This is a genomic window from Rhodococcus sp. IEGM 1379, assembly GCF_030056815.1.
GTDB lineage: Bacteria > Actinomycetota > Actinomycetes > Mycobacteriales > Mycobacteriaceae > Rhodococcus_F.
On record NZ_JASHKR010000055.1, the window covers coordinates 13,418 to 28,726 of the forward strand.

The 15,309-nt window shown below is 61.2% G+C and carries 17 protein-coding genes; 5 read left to right on the forward strand and 12 right to left on the reverse strand.

The genetic code is table 11. The features are described 5' to 3' along the window. Nucleotides 1-310: 310 nt before the first annotated feature. Entirely contained in the window at nt 311-1,072 is a 762-nt protein-coding gene (locus QM600_RS22055) for an SDR family NAD(P)-dependent oxidoreductase (RefSeq protein ID WP_283263677.1), read from the reverse strand. Between the two features lie 205 nt (nt 1,073-1,277). On the opposite strand from QM600_RS22055, the gene QM600_RS22060 reads away from it, so the two are divergent. Beyond that, nucleotides 1,278-1,424 carry a hypothetical protein gene (locus tag QM600_RS22060; protein ID WP_243617943.1) on the forward strand — a complete coding sequence of 49 codons (147 nt, stop codon included), beginning with the start codon at nt 1,278-1,280 and terminating at the stop codon, nt 1,422-1,424. Between the two features lie 73 nt (nt 1,425-1,497). Here the strand turns inward: QM600_RS22060 and QM600_RS22065 are convergent, their stop codons facing one another. Next, nucleotides 1,498-2,241, reverse strand: coding sequence for a hypothetical protein (locus QM600_RS22065; protein ID WP_283263678.1), 744 nt, complete (start codon nt 2,239-2,241; stop codon nt 1,498-1,500). Between the two features lie 70 nt (nt 2,242-2,311). Here QM600_RS22065 and QM600_RS22070 point away from each other — a divergent pair, with 70 nt between their 5' ends. Then, nucleotides 2,312-3,547, forward strand: coding sequence for a cytochrome P450 (locus tag QM600_RS22070; RefSeq protein WP_283263679.1), 1,236 nt, complete (start codon nt 2,312-2,314; stop codon nt 3,545-3,547). Then, entirely contained in the window at nt 3,544-4,107 is a 564-nt protein-coding gene (locus tag QM600_RS22075; RefSeq protein ID WP_283263680.1) for a TetR/AcrR family transcriptional regulator, read from the forward strand. The genes QM600_RS22070 and QM600_RS22075 overlap by 4 nt, the downstream gene beginning before the upstream one ends. Before the next feature lie 360 nt (nt 4,108-4,467). Here the strand turns inward: QM600_RS22075 and QM600_RS22080 are convergent, their stop codons facing one another. The 5 genes from QM600_RS22080 to QM600_RS22100 form a co-directional block, all read right to left on the reverse strand. Beyond that, complete coding sequence (locus tag QM600_RS22080; protein WP_283263681.1) at nt 4,468-5,088, reverse strand: L-threonylcarbamoyladenylate synthase; 621 nt, start codon at nt 5,086-5,088, stop codon at nt 4,468-4,470. A 36-nt stretch (nt 5,089-5,124) separates the two neighbouring features. After that, nucleotides 5,125-5,517: a MerR family transcriptional regulator gene (locus QM600_RS22085; protein WP_283263682.1), complete on the reverse strand. Its 393-nt coding sequence runs from the start codon at nt 5,515-5,517 to the stop codon at nt 5,125-5,127. Between the two features lies 1 nt (nt 5,518). Then, nucleotides 5,519-7,021: a SulP family inorganic anion transporter gene (locus tag QM600_RS22090; protein WP_283263683.1), complete on the reverse strand. Its 1,503-nt coding sequence runs from the start codon at nt 7,019-7,021 to the stop codon at nt 5,519-5,521. 87 nt (nt 7,022-7,108) lie between these two features. Continuing rightward, on the reverse strand, nt 7,109-8,086 hold the full coding sequence (locus QM600_RS22095; RefSeq protein WP_283263684.1) for a GmrSD restriction endonuclease domain-containing protein: 978 nt from the start codon (nt 8,084-8,086) through the stop codon (nt 7,109-7,111). 79 nt (nt 8,087-8,165) lie between these two features. After that, nucleotides 8,166-9,659, reverse strand: coding sequence for an amidase (locus QM600_RS22100; protein WP_283263685.1), 1,494 nt, complete (start codon nt 9,657-9,659; stop codon nt 8,166-8,168). A 75-nt stretch (nt 9,660-9,734) separates the two neighbouring features. On the opposite strand from QM600_RS22100, the gene QM600_RS22105 reads away from it, so the two are divergent. Further along, the gene (locus QM600_RS22105) at nt 9,735-10,145 is read left to right on the forward strand and encodes a hypothetical protein (RefSeq protein ID WP_283263686.1); all 411 of its coding nucleotides are present in this window, start codon (nt 9,735-9,737) and stop codon (nt 10,143-10,145) included. A gap of 8 nt (nt 10,146-10,153) precedes the next feature. On the opposite strand, the gene QM600_RS22110 is transcribed toward QM600_RS22105, so the two are convergent. Beyond that, entirely contained in the window at nt 10,154-11,077 is a 924-nt protein-coding gene (locus QM600_RS22110; RefSeq protein ID WP_283263687.1) for a DUF2797 domain-containing protein, read from the reverse strand. Nucleotides 11,078-11,131: 54 nt separating this feature from the next. Beyond that, a complete protein-coding gene (locus QM600_RS22115; protein ID WP_283263688.1) occupies nt 11,132-11,896 on the reverse strand; it encodes an SDR family NAD(P)-dependent oxidoreductase in 765 nt (254 codons plus the stop codon). A gap of 116 nt (nt 11,897-12,012) precedes the next feature. Between QM600_RS22115 and QM600_RS22120 the strand changes: the two genes are divergently transcribed. Further along, entirely contained in the window at nt 12,013-13,134 is a 1,122-nt protein-coding gene (locus QM600_RS22120) for a GIY-YIG nuclease family protein (protein WP_283263689.1), read from the forward strand. A 57-nt stretch (nt 13,135-13,191) separates the two neighbouring features. Here QM600_RS22120 and QM600_RS22125 read toward each other — a convergent pair whose 3' ends face one another. From QM600_RS22125 to QM600_RS22135, 3 genes are all read right to left on the reverse strand, one after another. Continuing rightward, the gene (locus tag QM600_RS22125; protein ID WP_283263690.1) at nt 13,192-14,394 is read right to left on the reverse strand and encodes a Dyp-type peroxidase; all 1,203 of its coding nucleotides are present in this window, start codon (nt 14,392-14,394) and stop codon (nt 13,192-13,194) included. Continuing rightward, entirely contained in the window at nt 14,387-14,884 is a 498-nt protein-coding gene (locus QM600_RS22130; RefSeq protein WP_283263691.1) for a copper chaperone PCu(A)C, read from the reverse strand. The genes QM600_RS22125 and QM600_RS22130 overlap by 8 nt, the downstream gene beginning before the upstream one ends. 26 nt (nt 14,885-14,910) lie before the next feature. Further along, nucleotides 14,911-15,309 (reverse strand): PepSY domain-containing protein (locus QM600_RS22135; protein WP_283263692.1); only part of this gene is annotated, 399 nt, incomplete at its 5' end.

Here is a 15,309-nt window from a genome sequence, read left to right on the forward strand (position 1 = left end):
GAAGGCAAGAGTCAGTTGAACTGTGGCAGAGACTGTTTCGCAGTTGTCTGGATTCTCCGGTTGCCAGTTGATGCTTGCCGAAATAGTTGAGAGTTCAGGCATACTGGAAACCATGTGGTGGATGGTCGGACTAATCATTCTGGCTGCCCTGGGCCTGTCGTCCGCATTGGTGGCATTTGTTTTCCATCGATCAACGGCGGAGGACAGGACTTTGTTGGGTGAGCGCAGCGATGGAACGGACCTGAGCCGGCAATAGGCCCAGGTCCGCACCAAGCATTCCTACGTAGGCGGTATCCCTACATCGACACTGTCAGCCCCAGCGTGACTGTCCGCCGTCCAGCGGAATGGTGGCACCGGTCAGGTAACCGGCATCGGGTCCGACGAGAAATGCCACCGCGGCGCCGATATCCGTTTCGCAGTCACCGATGCGTCGCAGCGGAATGCCTGCCACGAACTCCGCTGCTTCTTCGGGACGCGCCTCCGCCCAACGTGCAAGCGCGGGCGACGATGCGTGCGGAGCGACAGCGAGAACACGAATGCCGTCGACGCCCCACTCGCAGGCTGCCGCGCGGGTGAGTGACCGGACGCTCTCCTTGACGGCTGCGTAGCCGCCATAGCCGCTGGCGTCCCACCGGACGGCGACGGAACTGACCATGTTGATGATCGCGCCGCCGCCGCGAGCCTTCATCGACGGATAGCACGCTTGCATCGTGCGCAGCGTTGCAACGGGCCCGGACTCGAGGCCATTGGACAGTTGTTCAGGAGTCAAATCCAAAATATTCCCGAGGGGGTTGAGGCTGGCGTTATTGACCAGAATGTCAATTCCGCCGAACAGTTTAATGGTTCGCGCTACCGCCGCAGTGATGGACTCACCGTCACTGATATCGGCGAGTACGGCCTCGGCGCGGCCTCCACGATCAGTGATTTCTTTACAGGTGTCGACGAGTTTCGACTCAGTGCGTCCGACGACAGCAATCGACGCACCTTCCTTGGCCAGGGCAAATGCGACACCCTGTCCGACGCCTTGACCGGCGCCTGTGATGAGCGCCACTTTTCCGTCCAATTTGCCCACTGTTGTTCTCCTGCTCGTCATTTAACGGTTGCCGAATGGTTGTCCGCTACGTGCAGTATTTGTGTCGGCGTCCTGCTGGATGAGATGTGATTCGTGTCCCACTCAGTGGAACGACTTTCAAAAATGGCTGTCTTACAGATAATGTGAGCGCCGTTACATACCCGGCGCGAGGCACGCGCACACATTCCATGATGAGGAGATAGACATGGGAACCACCGGAAGCATTGACGCCCCTACGGCAAAGTTGCTCGGCGACTTGGCTAAGTACGCTTCGCCCATCGCGGGCCTCATTGGCGGCATTGGCGCCATCTTGGGCGTCGTTGGCCTGATCAACGCTGGTACCGGCTCCTGATTCGCTTTAGCGCTCAGTAGTTCTTTCGGCCCGCGTTCTCGCATTATTGCTGAGAATGCGGGCCGAAAGTTTATCAAGACCTTGAATATCTGTGTCTTTCAGGCACATTCACTTGCATGCCTCGGTTATGTGCGGCGGAATGTCGAAGCGCTCGTCTTAGATCCGGTGGCCCGAAATTTTGTCGTGGTGTGGAGTCGACTGCGCCGCCGTCGCCGTGATGCCGTAACGAGCACAGTGCGCGATTCGGCCTGATCAAGGTGTCTGCGCCCGCGGTCTTCCGATTCCAGTGGATGTCGGCCTTCAACACCTGTGGCAACCGGAGGATGTTCTTGCTTCCGAATTCTTGCAGCCCAAGGCAATTGAGTGTCTCGATATCGCGAGGTTGCCCGCCCTTTGTCCAGCGAGGCTCATACGTCAGTGCGTCGAGAAGGATGCGATGGCAGTACTGTTCCGATGCTCTGTGCAGTAGGTCGTCCCAGTCCAATTCCGGTGCGCACTGCAGGTATTCGTCGGAGTCGATGAATGCTGTCCAGGGGACGGTGTCGCGTAATTTGGTGATGTAGTCGACGTAGGCCTCGACTTGTCCGTGCACGACGCGGCTCTCGGAGTCGCGGGGTTGCCATTCGAAAATCGCGACCGGTAGGTCTCTTAGTTCGTGGCGTAAGGCATCTTGAACTTCGCGGTCGGTCAGGGCCTCCGTAAATTCGCCGTAAGAATTGCCGCGCTTGTCCTCGTTGCGGCCATGCAAGTGAGCGACGCTGAAAGCGCTGGTCTCCCGAGTTGATCCGACCGAGTCGGTGTTCGGATCCGCGCTCATTCGACACACGATAGTGCCGGCGCCCACGCGAACCATTGACACATTGGCACTTTTGTCTCATAGTCGAGCCATGACTGCATCTGTGTCACGTTCGCCGACATTTGTCCCTTCATGCGGGGAGTCTTGGCGCTCGCCGTGGGCAATGTACGACGCGTTGCGCGAGCACGATCCCGTGCATCGTGTGGTTCCGGAGGAGGCGCCGGGCGACGACTACTGGGTCCTGACGCGCCATGAAGACGTGTACAACGCCGTCCGCGATTACGAGACCTACTCGTCGGCCAAAGGACTGACCACCGTCTACGGCGAGTTGGAACAGATCGGGATGCAGGACAATCCGCCGTTCGTGATGCAGGATCCGCCGGTGCAGTCGGAGTTCCGTCGCATGGTGTCCAAGGGATTCACTCCGCGTCAGGTATCCGCGGTCGAACCGATGGTCCGGGAGTTTGTCGTCGAGCGTCTCGAGGCATTGAAGGCGCGCGGTAGTGGCGACATCGTCGTCGAACTGTTCAAGCCGCTGCCGTCGATGGTTGTTGCGCATTATCTCGGTGTGCCGGAGTCGGATCGTGATCAGTTCGACGGCTGGACTGATGCGATCGTGTCCGCGAGCTCGGCCGGTGGTGTGGCCGCGGCTGCGACGACAGCGCAGGAGGCTACCGGCCAGCTGATGATGTATTTCGCTTCGCTGATCGAGCGTCGCAAGGTGGAGCCGGGCGACGATACGATCTCCCACCTTCTTGCTGCGGGTCTCGGCGAAGAGGGAGACATGACTGGGCTGCTGTCGATTCTCGGTTTTGCTTTCACCATGGTGGCCGGCGGAAACGACACCACCACCGGGATGTTGGGCGGCTCGGTGGCGATGCTGACCGAGAGCCCGGATCAGCGTCAGCTTCTCATTGACGATCCGGAATTGATCACCGGCGCGATCGACGAACTGCTGCGTCTCACGTCACCGGTTCAAGGTTTGGCGCGCACCACCACGCGTGATGTGTCTTTGGGTGGCAAGGTTATTCCCGCCGGACGAAAGGTGCGGCTGATGTACGGCGCCGCCAATCGTGATCCCGAGAAGTACGGTCCGGATGCCAACGAGTTGGATGTATTGCGCAATCCCCAGAAGATCCTGACTTTCAGTCACGGTGCGCACCACTGTCTGGGAGCGTCGGCTGCGCGTATGCAGGCGCGAGTTGCGTTGGAGGAGTTATTGGCTCGTATTCCCGATTTTCACGTCGACGCCGATGCCATGGCGTGGGCGCCCGGAAACTACGTGCGTCGTCCGCTGAGCGCCCCGATGACGGTGAGCCGGCCGTGAGTGGCGGCTGGCTCGGTGACGGCCGTGCGTTGGCGGCAGCCGAGAAGATTCTCGACAGTGCGGCGCAACTGTTTGTGGAGAAGGGTGTCAATGCCGTCGGTATGTCGGAAATAGCCTCTGCTGCAGGATGTTCCCGTGCCACTCTGTATCGGTATTTCGAGAACCGGCAAGCGCTGCACATTGCGTTCGTCCATCGTGAAGCTCGCACGCTGGGTGCGGCCATCGCGGAATCGGTTGCGGTGATCAGTGATCCACGAGAGCGGCTCGAAACTGCAATTCTGTCATCGGTATCCACAGTGCGAAGTACCCCGACGCTGGCAGCGTGGTTTGCGCCGGGCGACGCGAGTCTTGCTGGTGAGCTGGCTAATTCATCCGACGTCATCAACGGGTTGGGTACGGCGATGCTCGGGGACGTCGACGGTGCCAGTGTCTCGCGGGCAAGGTGGATCGTCCGGGTGATCCTGTCGCTTCTCATGGTGCCGGGCGCCGACGAGAATGACGAGCGCACGTTGGTGCGGGAGTTCGTCGGGGCCCTTGTGATTCCGAGGACGGTTACGTGACCACCCGTTCCGGGTGATGTGCACGAGGCATGTCGAGATCGAGGATGAACCGGTATCCAGACATAGGTCACCGCGCGAGTCCGGAGGAGCATGAAGATGCCGACACCGTCCGAACTCGATCCCAAGCCCGCAACCGAAGCGACGCGCATGGCCAACGCCCCGGTCCTGCGGGATCTGCCGTTCGACGACACTGCAGACTTCGACCTGATCGAGCGAGGTCTGCAGTGTCGTTGCTCGACGGTGGGTTGGTCACGGGGACGAAGAGGGAGTTCATCTCACTGCTGGAGGACTTCGATCTGTGGTTCGACATCGTGACGCCCTGACACCCGACGAGTTGCGCTGCGGTTCTGAACAGCGGGTTTACTCGAAACGTGAAGGGTCGCCGGCGCCGATGCGAACCACTTCGGGCACTCCCGACGAGTAGTCGACGACAGTCGTAGGCTCGGTACCGCAGTCACCCGAGTCGATGACGGCGTCGAGTTGGTTGTCGAGTTCTTCCTTGATCGACCAGCCGTCCGTCATCGGTTCTTCGGCGCCCGGTAGCAACAGGGTGCTCGAGAGGATCGGCTCACCCAACTCCTGCAGTAAAGCGCGGACCACGGGGTGGCTGGGGATGCGCACGCCGACGGTCTTTTTCTTGGGATGGGCGAGGCGCCGGGGAACTTCCTTCGTGGCCGGAAGGATAAACGTGTATTGCCCTGGCGTGGCTGCTTTTACGGCTCGGAAGGCAGAGTTGCTGACATGCACGAAGTGCCCGAGCTGCGCAAAATCCGCACACACCAACGTGAAATGATGATCCGACTTCAGGTGCCGGATATCGCGAATCCGGTCTGTCCCCGAGTGGTTTTCCATCCGGGCGCCCAAGGCGTAACAGGAATCGGTGGGGTAGGCGATAACCGCGTCGTTTCGCAACATCTCCACGATCTGACTGATAGCGCGCGGCTGCGGGTTCTCGGGGTGCACGTCGAAGTATCGGGCCATATGCCCAGCTTAGATGAGGAACGACCCGCAACTCTGCTACGGGCGGCGGGCGGGATCAGCGAGTAGTGCCGTCAACTCTTCGGCGTACGCAAGTTGCTTGCGTAGATGCCGGCAGCTGTCCTCGGCGCGGGTATGGCAGTCGGCGATGAATTCGGTTGCGGCCGTTCGTGATGAAGCGTCGGAGGCGTCGTCAGCCAGGACCTCGAGGGAATCGAGGAGTTGTTTCATCTCCTCGAGGGTGAAACCGAGCGGCTTCATCCGCCGGATCACCAGAAGTCGACTGATATCGGATTCGGTGTAGAGGCGGAACCCGCCGATGCTGCGCGCCGACGGTGTCACCAGTCCTACCTCGTCGTAGTGACGAATGGTTTTGATCGACAACTCGGTGCGTTCGGCTACCTGGCCGATCTGCATGTGTTCATTCGCCATGTCAGCTGCTCGCCCCCATTTTGCCGGACAGTCGAACGTGGCGTTCGCCGGACGCCTTGTCCAGGCCGATGATCTCGACGTTCTTGCCCCGGGCCGCGTACTTCGTGGTGATCGCGTCCAGAGTTGCCACGGTGGAGGCATCCCAGATATGAGCGTCGGAGAGATCGACAATCACGTTCTCAGGATCGCCGGCGTAGTCGAATTGGTAGATCAGATCGTTGCTCGACGCGAAGAACAGTTCTCCGCGCACCGCATAGACGCGAGTGTTCTCGTCGGGATGCGCAATGTCGACCACTTCGGTCAGATGCGCGACGCGACGGGTGAAGACGACCATCGCGGTGATAACTCCGACAATGACACCGTATGCCAAGTTATGTGTCGTCACGGTGACGACAACGGTCACGAGCATGACCATCGTCTCGCCGAGTGGCATGCGACGCAGGGTTTTCGGGTTGATGCTGTGCCAATCCAGCGTTCCGACGGACACCATGATCATGACTGCGACCAACACGGCCATCGGGATTCTGGCGACGAGTCCGCCGAGGCCGACAACAAGGATCAGCAGGAAAACTCCGGCCAGGAAGGTGGAGATGCGGGTGCGCGCTCCCGAGACCTTGACGTTGATCATCGTCTGGCCGATCATGGCGCAACCGCCCATGCCGCCGAAGAATCCGGTGACGAGATTCGCGACGCCCTGGCCCCAGCCTTCGCGAGTTTTGTTCGAGTGCGTGTCGGTGATGTCGTCGACAAGCTTTGCGGTCATGAGTGATTCGAGAAGTCCGACCAAAGCCATCGCCAACGCGAAGGGTGCAATGATCGACAGAGTATGCATGTTCAGTGGGACATCGGGGAACATCAAACTCGGCAGGCTCGACGGAAGTTCGCCCTCGTCACCGACATTCGGTACATCGAGGGAGAACACGATCGTTGCCGCGGTCAGCAAGACGATGGCGACGAGTGGTGCCGGAACGGCGGACGTCAGTTTAGGCAGGAACGCCAGGATCAGTAGTGCGACCGCGAGTAGGGGATAGACCATCCACGGCACGTCGATCAGATGGGGGAGTTGGGTTATGAAGATCATGATGGCCAGTGCGTTGACGAATCCCACCATCACACTCCGCGGAATGAACCTCATCAGTTTTGCCACACCGAGCAGGCTCAACACGATTTGCAGAACACCGGCGAGTAGAACGGTGGCGATCAGATAGTCGATGCCGTAGTTGCGGGTCAACGGTGCGACGACCAGTGCGACTGCGCCAGTTGCTGCCGAGATCATGGCTGGGCGGCCACCGACGACGGCGATGGTGACCGCCATCGTGAATGACGCGAACAATCCCACCCGAGGATCCACTCCGGCGATGATCGAGAACGAAATCGCTTCGGGGATCAGCGCCAAGGCAACGACGAGACTGCCGAGCACTTCGGTCTTCAGGCGGCGGGGCGATCGCAGCGCTGTGAGCACACTGCCGTCGTTGTCGGTGTGGTCGAGCATGGGTGTAGCCATCAGGGTTCCGTCCTCACGAGATCGACCAAACCCTACCCTCCCGTAAGGGTAGAGTCTGAACTCGCGGAGGCACGGAACCGCCGAGGTCTACTTCTCGCAGGCGATACCGTCGCTGTCACCGTCGAGGTGCGGGCCGTAGCCGGGATCGCCGATACGAACCGGCGCTGCACCCGCAGCCTTGGCGGCCGCGCAGTTCTTGAACGGTGCCGTCGCCGGCGCCGGAGCAGACGTGACCACAGGCTTGGACGTCACGATGGGCTTGGAAGTCGCGATGGGAGCAGACGTAGCGACCGACTGCTGGGTCGGTGCAGTTCCACCACAATCCTGGAGGACTCCCGCGATGGCGTCGTGCTCGGCCTGCGTCACCCACAGTCCGTAAGTAGCTTTCACCTCTACCTGCGCCGTGACGTACTGGCAGCGGTAGCCCTTGTTGGGCGGCAACCACGACGCGGCGTCGGAATCGGACTTCTGCTGGTTGGCCGGTCCGTCGACGGCTCGCAGGTTTCGGGGGTCGTTGGCGAGGTTCGTGCGGGTCTGGGTGTCGAGTTGCTGAGCACCCTTCTGCCAAGCATCGGACAGCGCAACGACGTGGTCGATCTGGACTGCCGACGACGTGTCCTGGCCGCGAGTGAAGCTGATGACGGTGTTCGTGTACGGGTCATCCAGCGTTCCGGTCTGCACTGTGCAGCGGTTGTTGCCGTCTTTGAAAGTAAGGTCGGTGAGATCGCGCCGCAAGATGTCATTACGCGTGTCGCAGCCGTTGTGGCCGAACTCGACGTCGACGTCGTCGGTCCACGCGACGCCGAACAACGCGCGGTCGTACCCGGTTTTAGGGGCACGTCCCTTGATCGGAATCTGGGCCAGTTGTGTCAGTGCGGTCGAGGTGGCGGCAGGGTCGCCGTTCAGCTGCGCCGACGACGTGACTCCGGCGCCTATCCCTGAACCAGCACTGGTTGTTTCGGGTTGGGATGCCACTGATGTGGAGCAGCCTCCGAGGGCCAGCGCGGCGGCGAAGCCGATCGATACAGCAGCTACGCTGCGCCTGCTGATTGCCGTACTTGCCATGTGCGAGAGTCCATTTCCATCCGAGATAAACCACAAGTATGTCATTTGCGGCAATCCGGACCGAATCGGCGGTGACCTCTCAGGCCTGGCCGGGTGGGCGCCACCCGCCCATTGCGCGTTCGAGTTCGAGGGCCACACGAATTGTCACGTGATCGTTTCCGGCTGCGCCGGCAACCTGAATTCCTAAAGGCAACCCACGCGTGTCCAACCCGAGTGGAACTTGCGTCACCGGCAGGCCGAGTAGATTGAAGATTGCGGCACCTCCGAAAAGCCAAGGCCGCGCAAGAGTTCCGTTGTGGAGTGGTGCTGTACGAGGAAAGGCGGGGTGCAGGATCACGCCGTCGCCCATTGCTGCCTGAACTTCAGCAGCGAGTGCCTCGCCGGCGTCCGTGATTTTACGACGCGCAGACGAGGGGAGCAGTTCGGGGAGTTTGTCGCCGATGATGGTCAACGTCATCTGGAGACTGCCGGTTCGGGACCACGACGGCCGTCGGGATTGTGTCGGGGTTTCCCCGAAGAAATCGAACAGGTTGGATACCGATGTGCCCGCATGCTCGCGGAGGGCGATCAGATAGAACTGTGCGGAGCGACGCAGAGCTGTCAGTTGAACCCGCTGAACATTCGCGCCCACCTCCGAGAGTGCTTGCGCCGCTGAATCTTGCGCCGATTTCAGTTCCGGAGACAGCGGTCGAAAATAGGTAGTTCCTTCTGGGATGATGACGGAAAGGCCCTCGAGGTTTACGGATTCTGTTGTGGGTAAATCGCTTTCGGACAGGATGCGTAGCAGTGGCATCAGGTCCTCGGCTCGACGCGCGAGGGGGCCGATGGATTCCATTGCGTCCACCTCGGTGCCTGCGTGGGCGGTGAGTGAGGGGATCTGCTCGGAGCTGGGTACAAGGCCCGGCGACGGCTTGTGGCCGAAGACGCCGCAGAAGAACGCCGGCAGTCTGATCGACCCGCCGGTATCGGCTCCGAGCCCGAAAGGGACACCTCCTGATCCGACGGCTGCGCCTTCTCCGCCGGACGACCCGCCGGCGGTTCGACGTGGGTCGTACGGGTTGCGAGTGCGTCCGTACACGCTGTTGTAACTCTCGATTCCGAGACACAGTTCAGATGTGTTCGTTACTCCCACGACAATCGCGCCGGCGGCTTTGAGTCGATCGACGGCCCGAGCGTCCGTGGTGGAGATGGTCCCCCGCCGGGTCTGCATGCCTGCAGTGAACGGCATGCCGGCAACAGGAATGGCTTCCTTCACCGTGAAGGGGACGCCCAGAAGTGGGGGCAGATCATCGTCGGCAGAACTGGTACCGATCAAGCGGTCTGCTGCATCGGCCTCGTCCTGTGCTTGGGTAAAACGGTTGGCCGCGATGGCTCCGAGGTCGTGACCTGCGCGGAGAACGGCAATGTGGGCATCCACGACCCGCCGCGACGTGACAACGCCGGTACGAATCGATCTTGCCAGCTCCATTGCCGATGCAGTGGTGACGGAGATGTGCGCCGCAGCCGAGGTGATGTGCGCCGCAGCCGAGGTGATGTGCGCCGCACTGGAGGTCGCATCGTTACATTTAGCCATGATATGTAACAGGGTATCGAAATTCGGATAGTTTGGGTGGAAAATGCGCCGAATCGGATCTGGCATGCTGGTCTGATGAAGAAGACAATCACCGGGATTATCGGAGCATTCTCACTGTTGGCGTTGGTCGCTTGTGGATCCGACGGCGGTGAACCTACGTCGATAGCAACGGTGACGTCATCTGTGGCAGCCGAGCAGAGTGCCACGGCAGACGAGCCCGCCCCGAGTGACGGTTCCGTGAATCCCGAAGGCGGCGCACCGCTTCCGCGTACCTATGAGCAGTCTTGTGCCGACGTTCTCGTATTCCTCGACGGATACCAGAAAACTCTCGAAGAGTCCGGTGACACCAGCGGGACGACTCGCGAATCGGTTGCGGCCGAACTTCAGACATCGATCGAGGCGTACCCGGAGTGGGCCCAGATGTCCTCCGACGAGCAGGCCGAAGTTACTCGCGGAATCAGCGCGGCGGCTGCCGGCAGCTGCTGAGAGGCTCGTCAGAACAGCGATTCTTGGATCGCGACGCCGGGTGAGTCGAAATTGCCCACGGTGATCGTGCGTCCGACCAAGGCTGAGATGTCTGCGACAAAGCGAGGGGCGTCCGGGTCGGTGTCGGTGCGGAAGAGCGCCAACGGCCCGGTCAGCCCTTCGAGATAGAGCGAGTGCTCTCCCGTCTCAAAGGTGTGGGGATAGACCATCGCGGGTGTGGCGTCGAAAACCGTTTGCGAGCAGGCCGGCGGGGTCCATGTCTCGGGTTGCTCGAAGATCTCGATACCGTCGACACCGGATCCGATGTGGGCCAACTCTTCTCGGTTCGAGAAGATGAACTGTGCCAGCTCGTCGCGTAGCGAGACCGTATCGACTCGGTTGGTCAACGCGTCGAGTTTGCGTGACGTGCGGATCGCCTGGCTGAGGTGAAACTGCTGGGAGACTTCAGCTTCGAGAGCTCGAATGCTGTAGCCGTCGGTGGAGCCGGCAACGTACACAGCTGCCGCGGCCCCTTGTTCCGCGACGCGTGGATACTTACGGAACTGCGACGCCGTCCCTACCTTCATTCGGCCACCGGCGAAGATGTCGATGTAGAGCCATTGCGGCTGCGTGAGGTAGGTGCGCACATTCGGATGAATGTGCGCACCACTCACATGGGCTTGGTGCACGGTGGTGAAGCCCTCACGATTTCGGCAACGATCGCACTGACGCCCGCTGCTCACCTTCGCGTTTCGATCACACGGAAAGTGGCCGGGTCCGTCGGCCGTCATATCGCGCCATCCGAGGCACCGGCGTCCACGACGTTCGTCCACCGAGAAACGCAGCACCGACGTGTGTGTGAAGAAGGTGGTCTCGCCGGTACCGTCGTCGACGACGCGGATCCGTGGGGCCGCCGGATCAGACCATTCGATACCGCGCACGAGCAAAGTCATGATGTGAGGTGCCGGTTCCTTCGATCGAGTGTGGGAACCACCGATTCTAGTGCGTCAGCTGCCGGGCAACCCGGGGTAGTAGGTTCCGGCCGACCAACCGCCGTCGACGGCAAGCTCGGCTCCGGACATGTAACTTGCGTCGTCGCTGGCTACGAAGGCTGTCACGCGCGCAACCTCGTCGGGGAGTCCGATCCGGCGCAGTGGAACCTGGCGATACGGCTTCTGGAGTTCGTCGCCCGTCTTGCCGGCCGCGTTGCCCAACGCCGTGTCGACTCCACCGGGGTGCACCGAGCACACACGGATGCCCGAGGGGCCGAGTTCGAGAGCCTGCGTCTTGGTGAGACCGCGAACAGCCCATTTACTCGCGGTGTACGCGCTCAGTCCGTTCACGCCGCGCAGACCGTCGACGGATGAGATGTTGACGATCACGCCGCGCGCAGCCTTCTTCATCACGGGAACGACGGTCTTGGCGCCCAGCATCGCGCCGATGATGTTGACGGAGAACAACTTTTCGACCTGAGCGACGTCGATGTCCTCGATGGCGGCAAACGCGAGCATGCCCGCGTTGTTGATCAGGACGTCGACGGTGCCGAACTGGGAGACTGTCGCGTCGACGAGATTCACCCAGTCGGATTCGCTACTGACGTCGAGATGGTGGAAGACGCCGCCGATCTCGGCAGCCACAGCGGCGCCCTTCTCGTCGAGAACGTCACCGATGATGACCGTCGCGCCTTCCGACGCCAACAGACGTGCGGTCGACTCGCCCATGCCCTGTGAACCGCCGGTGACAATGGCAACTTTTCCTGTGAATCTGCTCATGCTTCGATTGTGTGTGTGATCCGGCCCTCGAGTGTTCGTGTGTCTCGCTGGCTGGAATTGTCCACTTTGAAGCGCGACTGACCTCGGGTCTGGCCCTGATCGCCTAGTCTCGTGGAATGGCTATTGTCTGGACAGTTCCGCGCGGTATCAGCCCCACCCTGCTCGTTGCGCCGTTGATCAAGGAGTTTCTCGCCGAGGGCGAAGGCACTCTCGACGCACGACTGAGCGCAGTCGGCACCATCTGCGCTTCGCTCGAGAAGCAGGTGGGTCGTACATTCACGTCGATCAGCGCGGCATCGGCAGCTATTTTCTCCGGTGCGGCAGGTTCGGCGAGTGTGCCCGACGCCCTCCGTCTCGCAGTGATGCGGACTCTGTCCACCGAAGTGATCGTCCGCAAGCCAGCGCCGCAACCGTTCTCCGAGAAGGTTGGAAAGCGTTTGGGAGAGTATGTATTTGCATTGCGTGACCCGCGCAACGATCAGGTATTCCACGTCGGTCACGGCACCGGAAACCAGGTCTTCGCTTCGGTCTTCGAGGCGCTCGGTGAGCTCGAGAACCTGGAAGGCGCCGACGGTCCCGCCGAAACGAATCCGGCTGTGACCGCGGCCAAGATCGCGCGGATCCGTGAGATCTACGATGCCGGGTCCGCAGTCGAGCACTATGTTCTCGTGCGTGCACTGGGAACATCGGGCACCGCGGATACCGCTGTTCACGCCATCATCGAGGCCCTGCGCATCAGCGAGGTCGGCGGGGGATTGACCAATCTTGCCGGCGACGCTACCGACAAGGACCTGCAGGCAACACGCGTCGAAGAGCTGGCTCTGCGTTACTCCGCTGATCCGGCACCCGAATTGCCGACGCCCAGTGTTGTCCTGCACGTTCCGGGTTCGGCTCGCGCCGGAGCCACCGCCGAGGAGATCTACGAACTCGCGCGGCAAGAATGGTCAGCCGGCGCCGCAGTGCGGGCCGAGGCTGGAATTCCCGTACTGGTGTTCGCGGACAGCATTATTCGCGGCGCGTTCCGGGCGAAGTCGTGGGACGTGTCCACGCGCAACGCCGACGGCAGTATGTTGTGGCGCTGGAGCGGCGACGTCGACGAGGATCTCGCGGCAAAGTACGTCGGCACCGAAATCACCCCGCACAACGTCGGACTCAAGAAGTGGCCGGTCAGCGGTTGGGTTACCCGCTTGACCACCGCCCGTCCGGGCGCGGCAATGCCGGGGCCGCGTAAGAAGTAGGCGGCTAGAAGTAAGACCAAGGTGGGCTTCGGAAGTTTTCTTCCGAAGCCCACCTTTTTACTTCAGCAAGCCACTACCGAGGTAGTCGTCACTCTCGCAGCCGGGCGGAATCAGATAAACCGCCGAACCGATCGGCGTCGTCCACTCGTTGAGCGCGTCGAAGTCGCTCAACCGCTGCTGCACTGGCAGATACTGCGCCGCGATGTCCCGCTGGAACGCCGCGAAGATCAGTCCCGAGTTGGAAGTCTGCTCGCCTTCGGGGGGATCGTCGTAGTTGTACGCACGACGGAAAAACTGCTCCTTCTCGTGAGTGCGGTGGGCTCGGGCAATGTGTGATCCTGGCGGAATCACCGGGATGCCGAACTTGTCGATCGCGGTGAAATCGGCCTCGTCGAACTCGTCGGTGCCGGTCAAAGGAGCACCGTTGGACAGTGTTCGACCCATCGTCAGTTCGCGCCCCGGTCGATCAAGTTCGTCCCAAGTATCCATCTCCATGTGAATTCTGCGCAGTACCAACGATGTTCCGCTCGCCAACCAGGGTTGATCGGTGCCGTTGTCCCACACCAGGGAATCGAAATCCGTGGTTCCGGGCGCAGGATTGACCGTTCCGTCCACCTGACCCATGAGATTGCGCATGGTCGTTCCCTCCGGCGTGGTGCCCCGGGCGTTGCGAAACCCCTTCTGAGTCCATCGAATGGTGGCTAACGAGCGCACGTTCTTTGTCAGTACTCGCACAGTGTGGGCGATGGTCACCGGATCGTCGGCACCGATCTGGAGAAGGAGATCGGTGCCGCCCCAATGATCTTCGAGTCGATCGATCGAGTACGACGGAAGGGGGGTAAACCAGTCTGGTTGCCGCTCTTGTAATCCCAGCTTGGTGAACAGACCGGGCCCGTAGCCGACGGTGACTGTCAATCCGGCGGGATCGAGCGCCAGTTCCTTCTCCGTGTCGGCCAGGGCGGGCGCCCCGGCAGTGAGACGGGACGCGTCTGCCGACCACATTTTCATGATGCCGACGACAGCGCTTCGGTCCACGCCCGGTCGCAGATCGAAGCCGATGAAGGTGGCGTGAGCCTGCGGTGGTGTGGCGATCCCGGCTTGATGGACGCCGTGAAACGGAACCGTCCTCTTGCCGGACGACGGTTCCTCCGATCGCGCCAGTGCCGTTGCGCCCCAAGCGGTTCCTGCGACAGCGAGCGCGGCGGTGCCTCCTCCGAGAAGGCGCCGTCGGCTCAGTCGCAGGTTACTGTTCTCAGCCACCGTGATTGGGGTCGTAGTTCTCCTGGTTACCGGAGAAATCGCGGATCTGGGCATTGAATGTTGTGCTCGAACCGTCGTCGAAGACCAAGGTGACATCGGTTTCGGCACCGGGGAGGAGCGGCGCTGCCAGTTCCATGAACATCAGATGGTCTGCGCCCGGTGCCAGCGAGGCAGAGCCGTGGGCGGGGATCAGGAGTCCACCGTCCTTGGGACGCATGGTCATTGTTCCGCCGTCTCCGGAGACCACTTCGTGGAGTTCCACGCGGGCGGATGCCGAACTGGTTGCGGAAACCAGTCTGACGTCGGTGTCGCCGGTATTGGTGAGTTCTGCAAATCCTGAACTCATCTTCTCGGGCGCGGCCTTGATCCATTGGTCCTGGACTGCGATGGATTGTGCTGCCTCGGTGGCAGTCTCGTTGGACGAACATCCGGTTAACGTCAGGGCCGCTGCCAACGCGGTGGCTGTGAAAATTTTGGTTCGAACAGACATATGTATCTCCGTACTTTCAGGAAGGGTCAGATAGTTGCGCGGCGTTTGAACGCCGCAACAGATGTGTCGATCAACAGGAAGGCCAGCAGGCTGATCCCTAGCAATGGGACGAACCAGCCGATCAGTGCGGTGAACGCAGTCAGGGCAACAATGCTGATCGGCGACAGGCTATGAATACCGCCGCGAGCGGGTGCATTACCCACGGCCCAGTCGGACCCGCGGGTGGGGCGTCGGCGCCACCACATCACGTAGCCCCGAATCACGACACTCACCAGTGCGAGAGCCAATGCTGCCAAAGCGATTTGGTTGGCGAGGCCGAACAGCAGCCCCATGTGGAGCTGGATTCCCCAGGCCGAGAGTTTGGCTGCCAGAGGCCAATCCGAAAACCACAGTTCGTCGGTGACCTTGTGAGTCGCCCCGTCAAT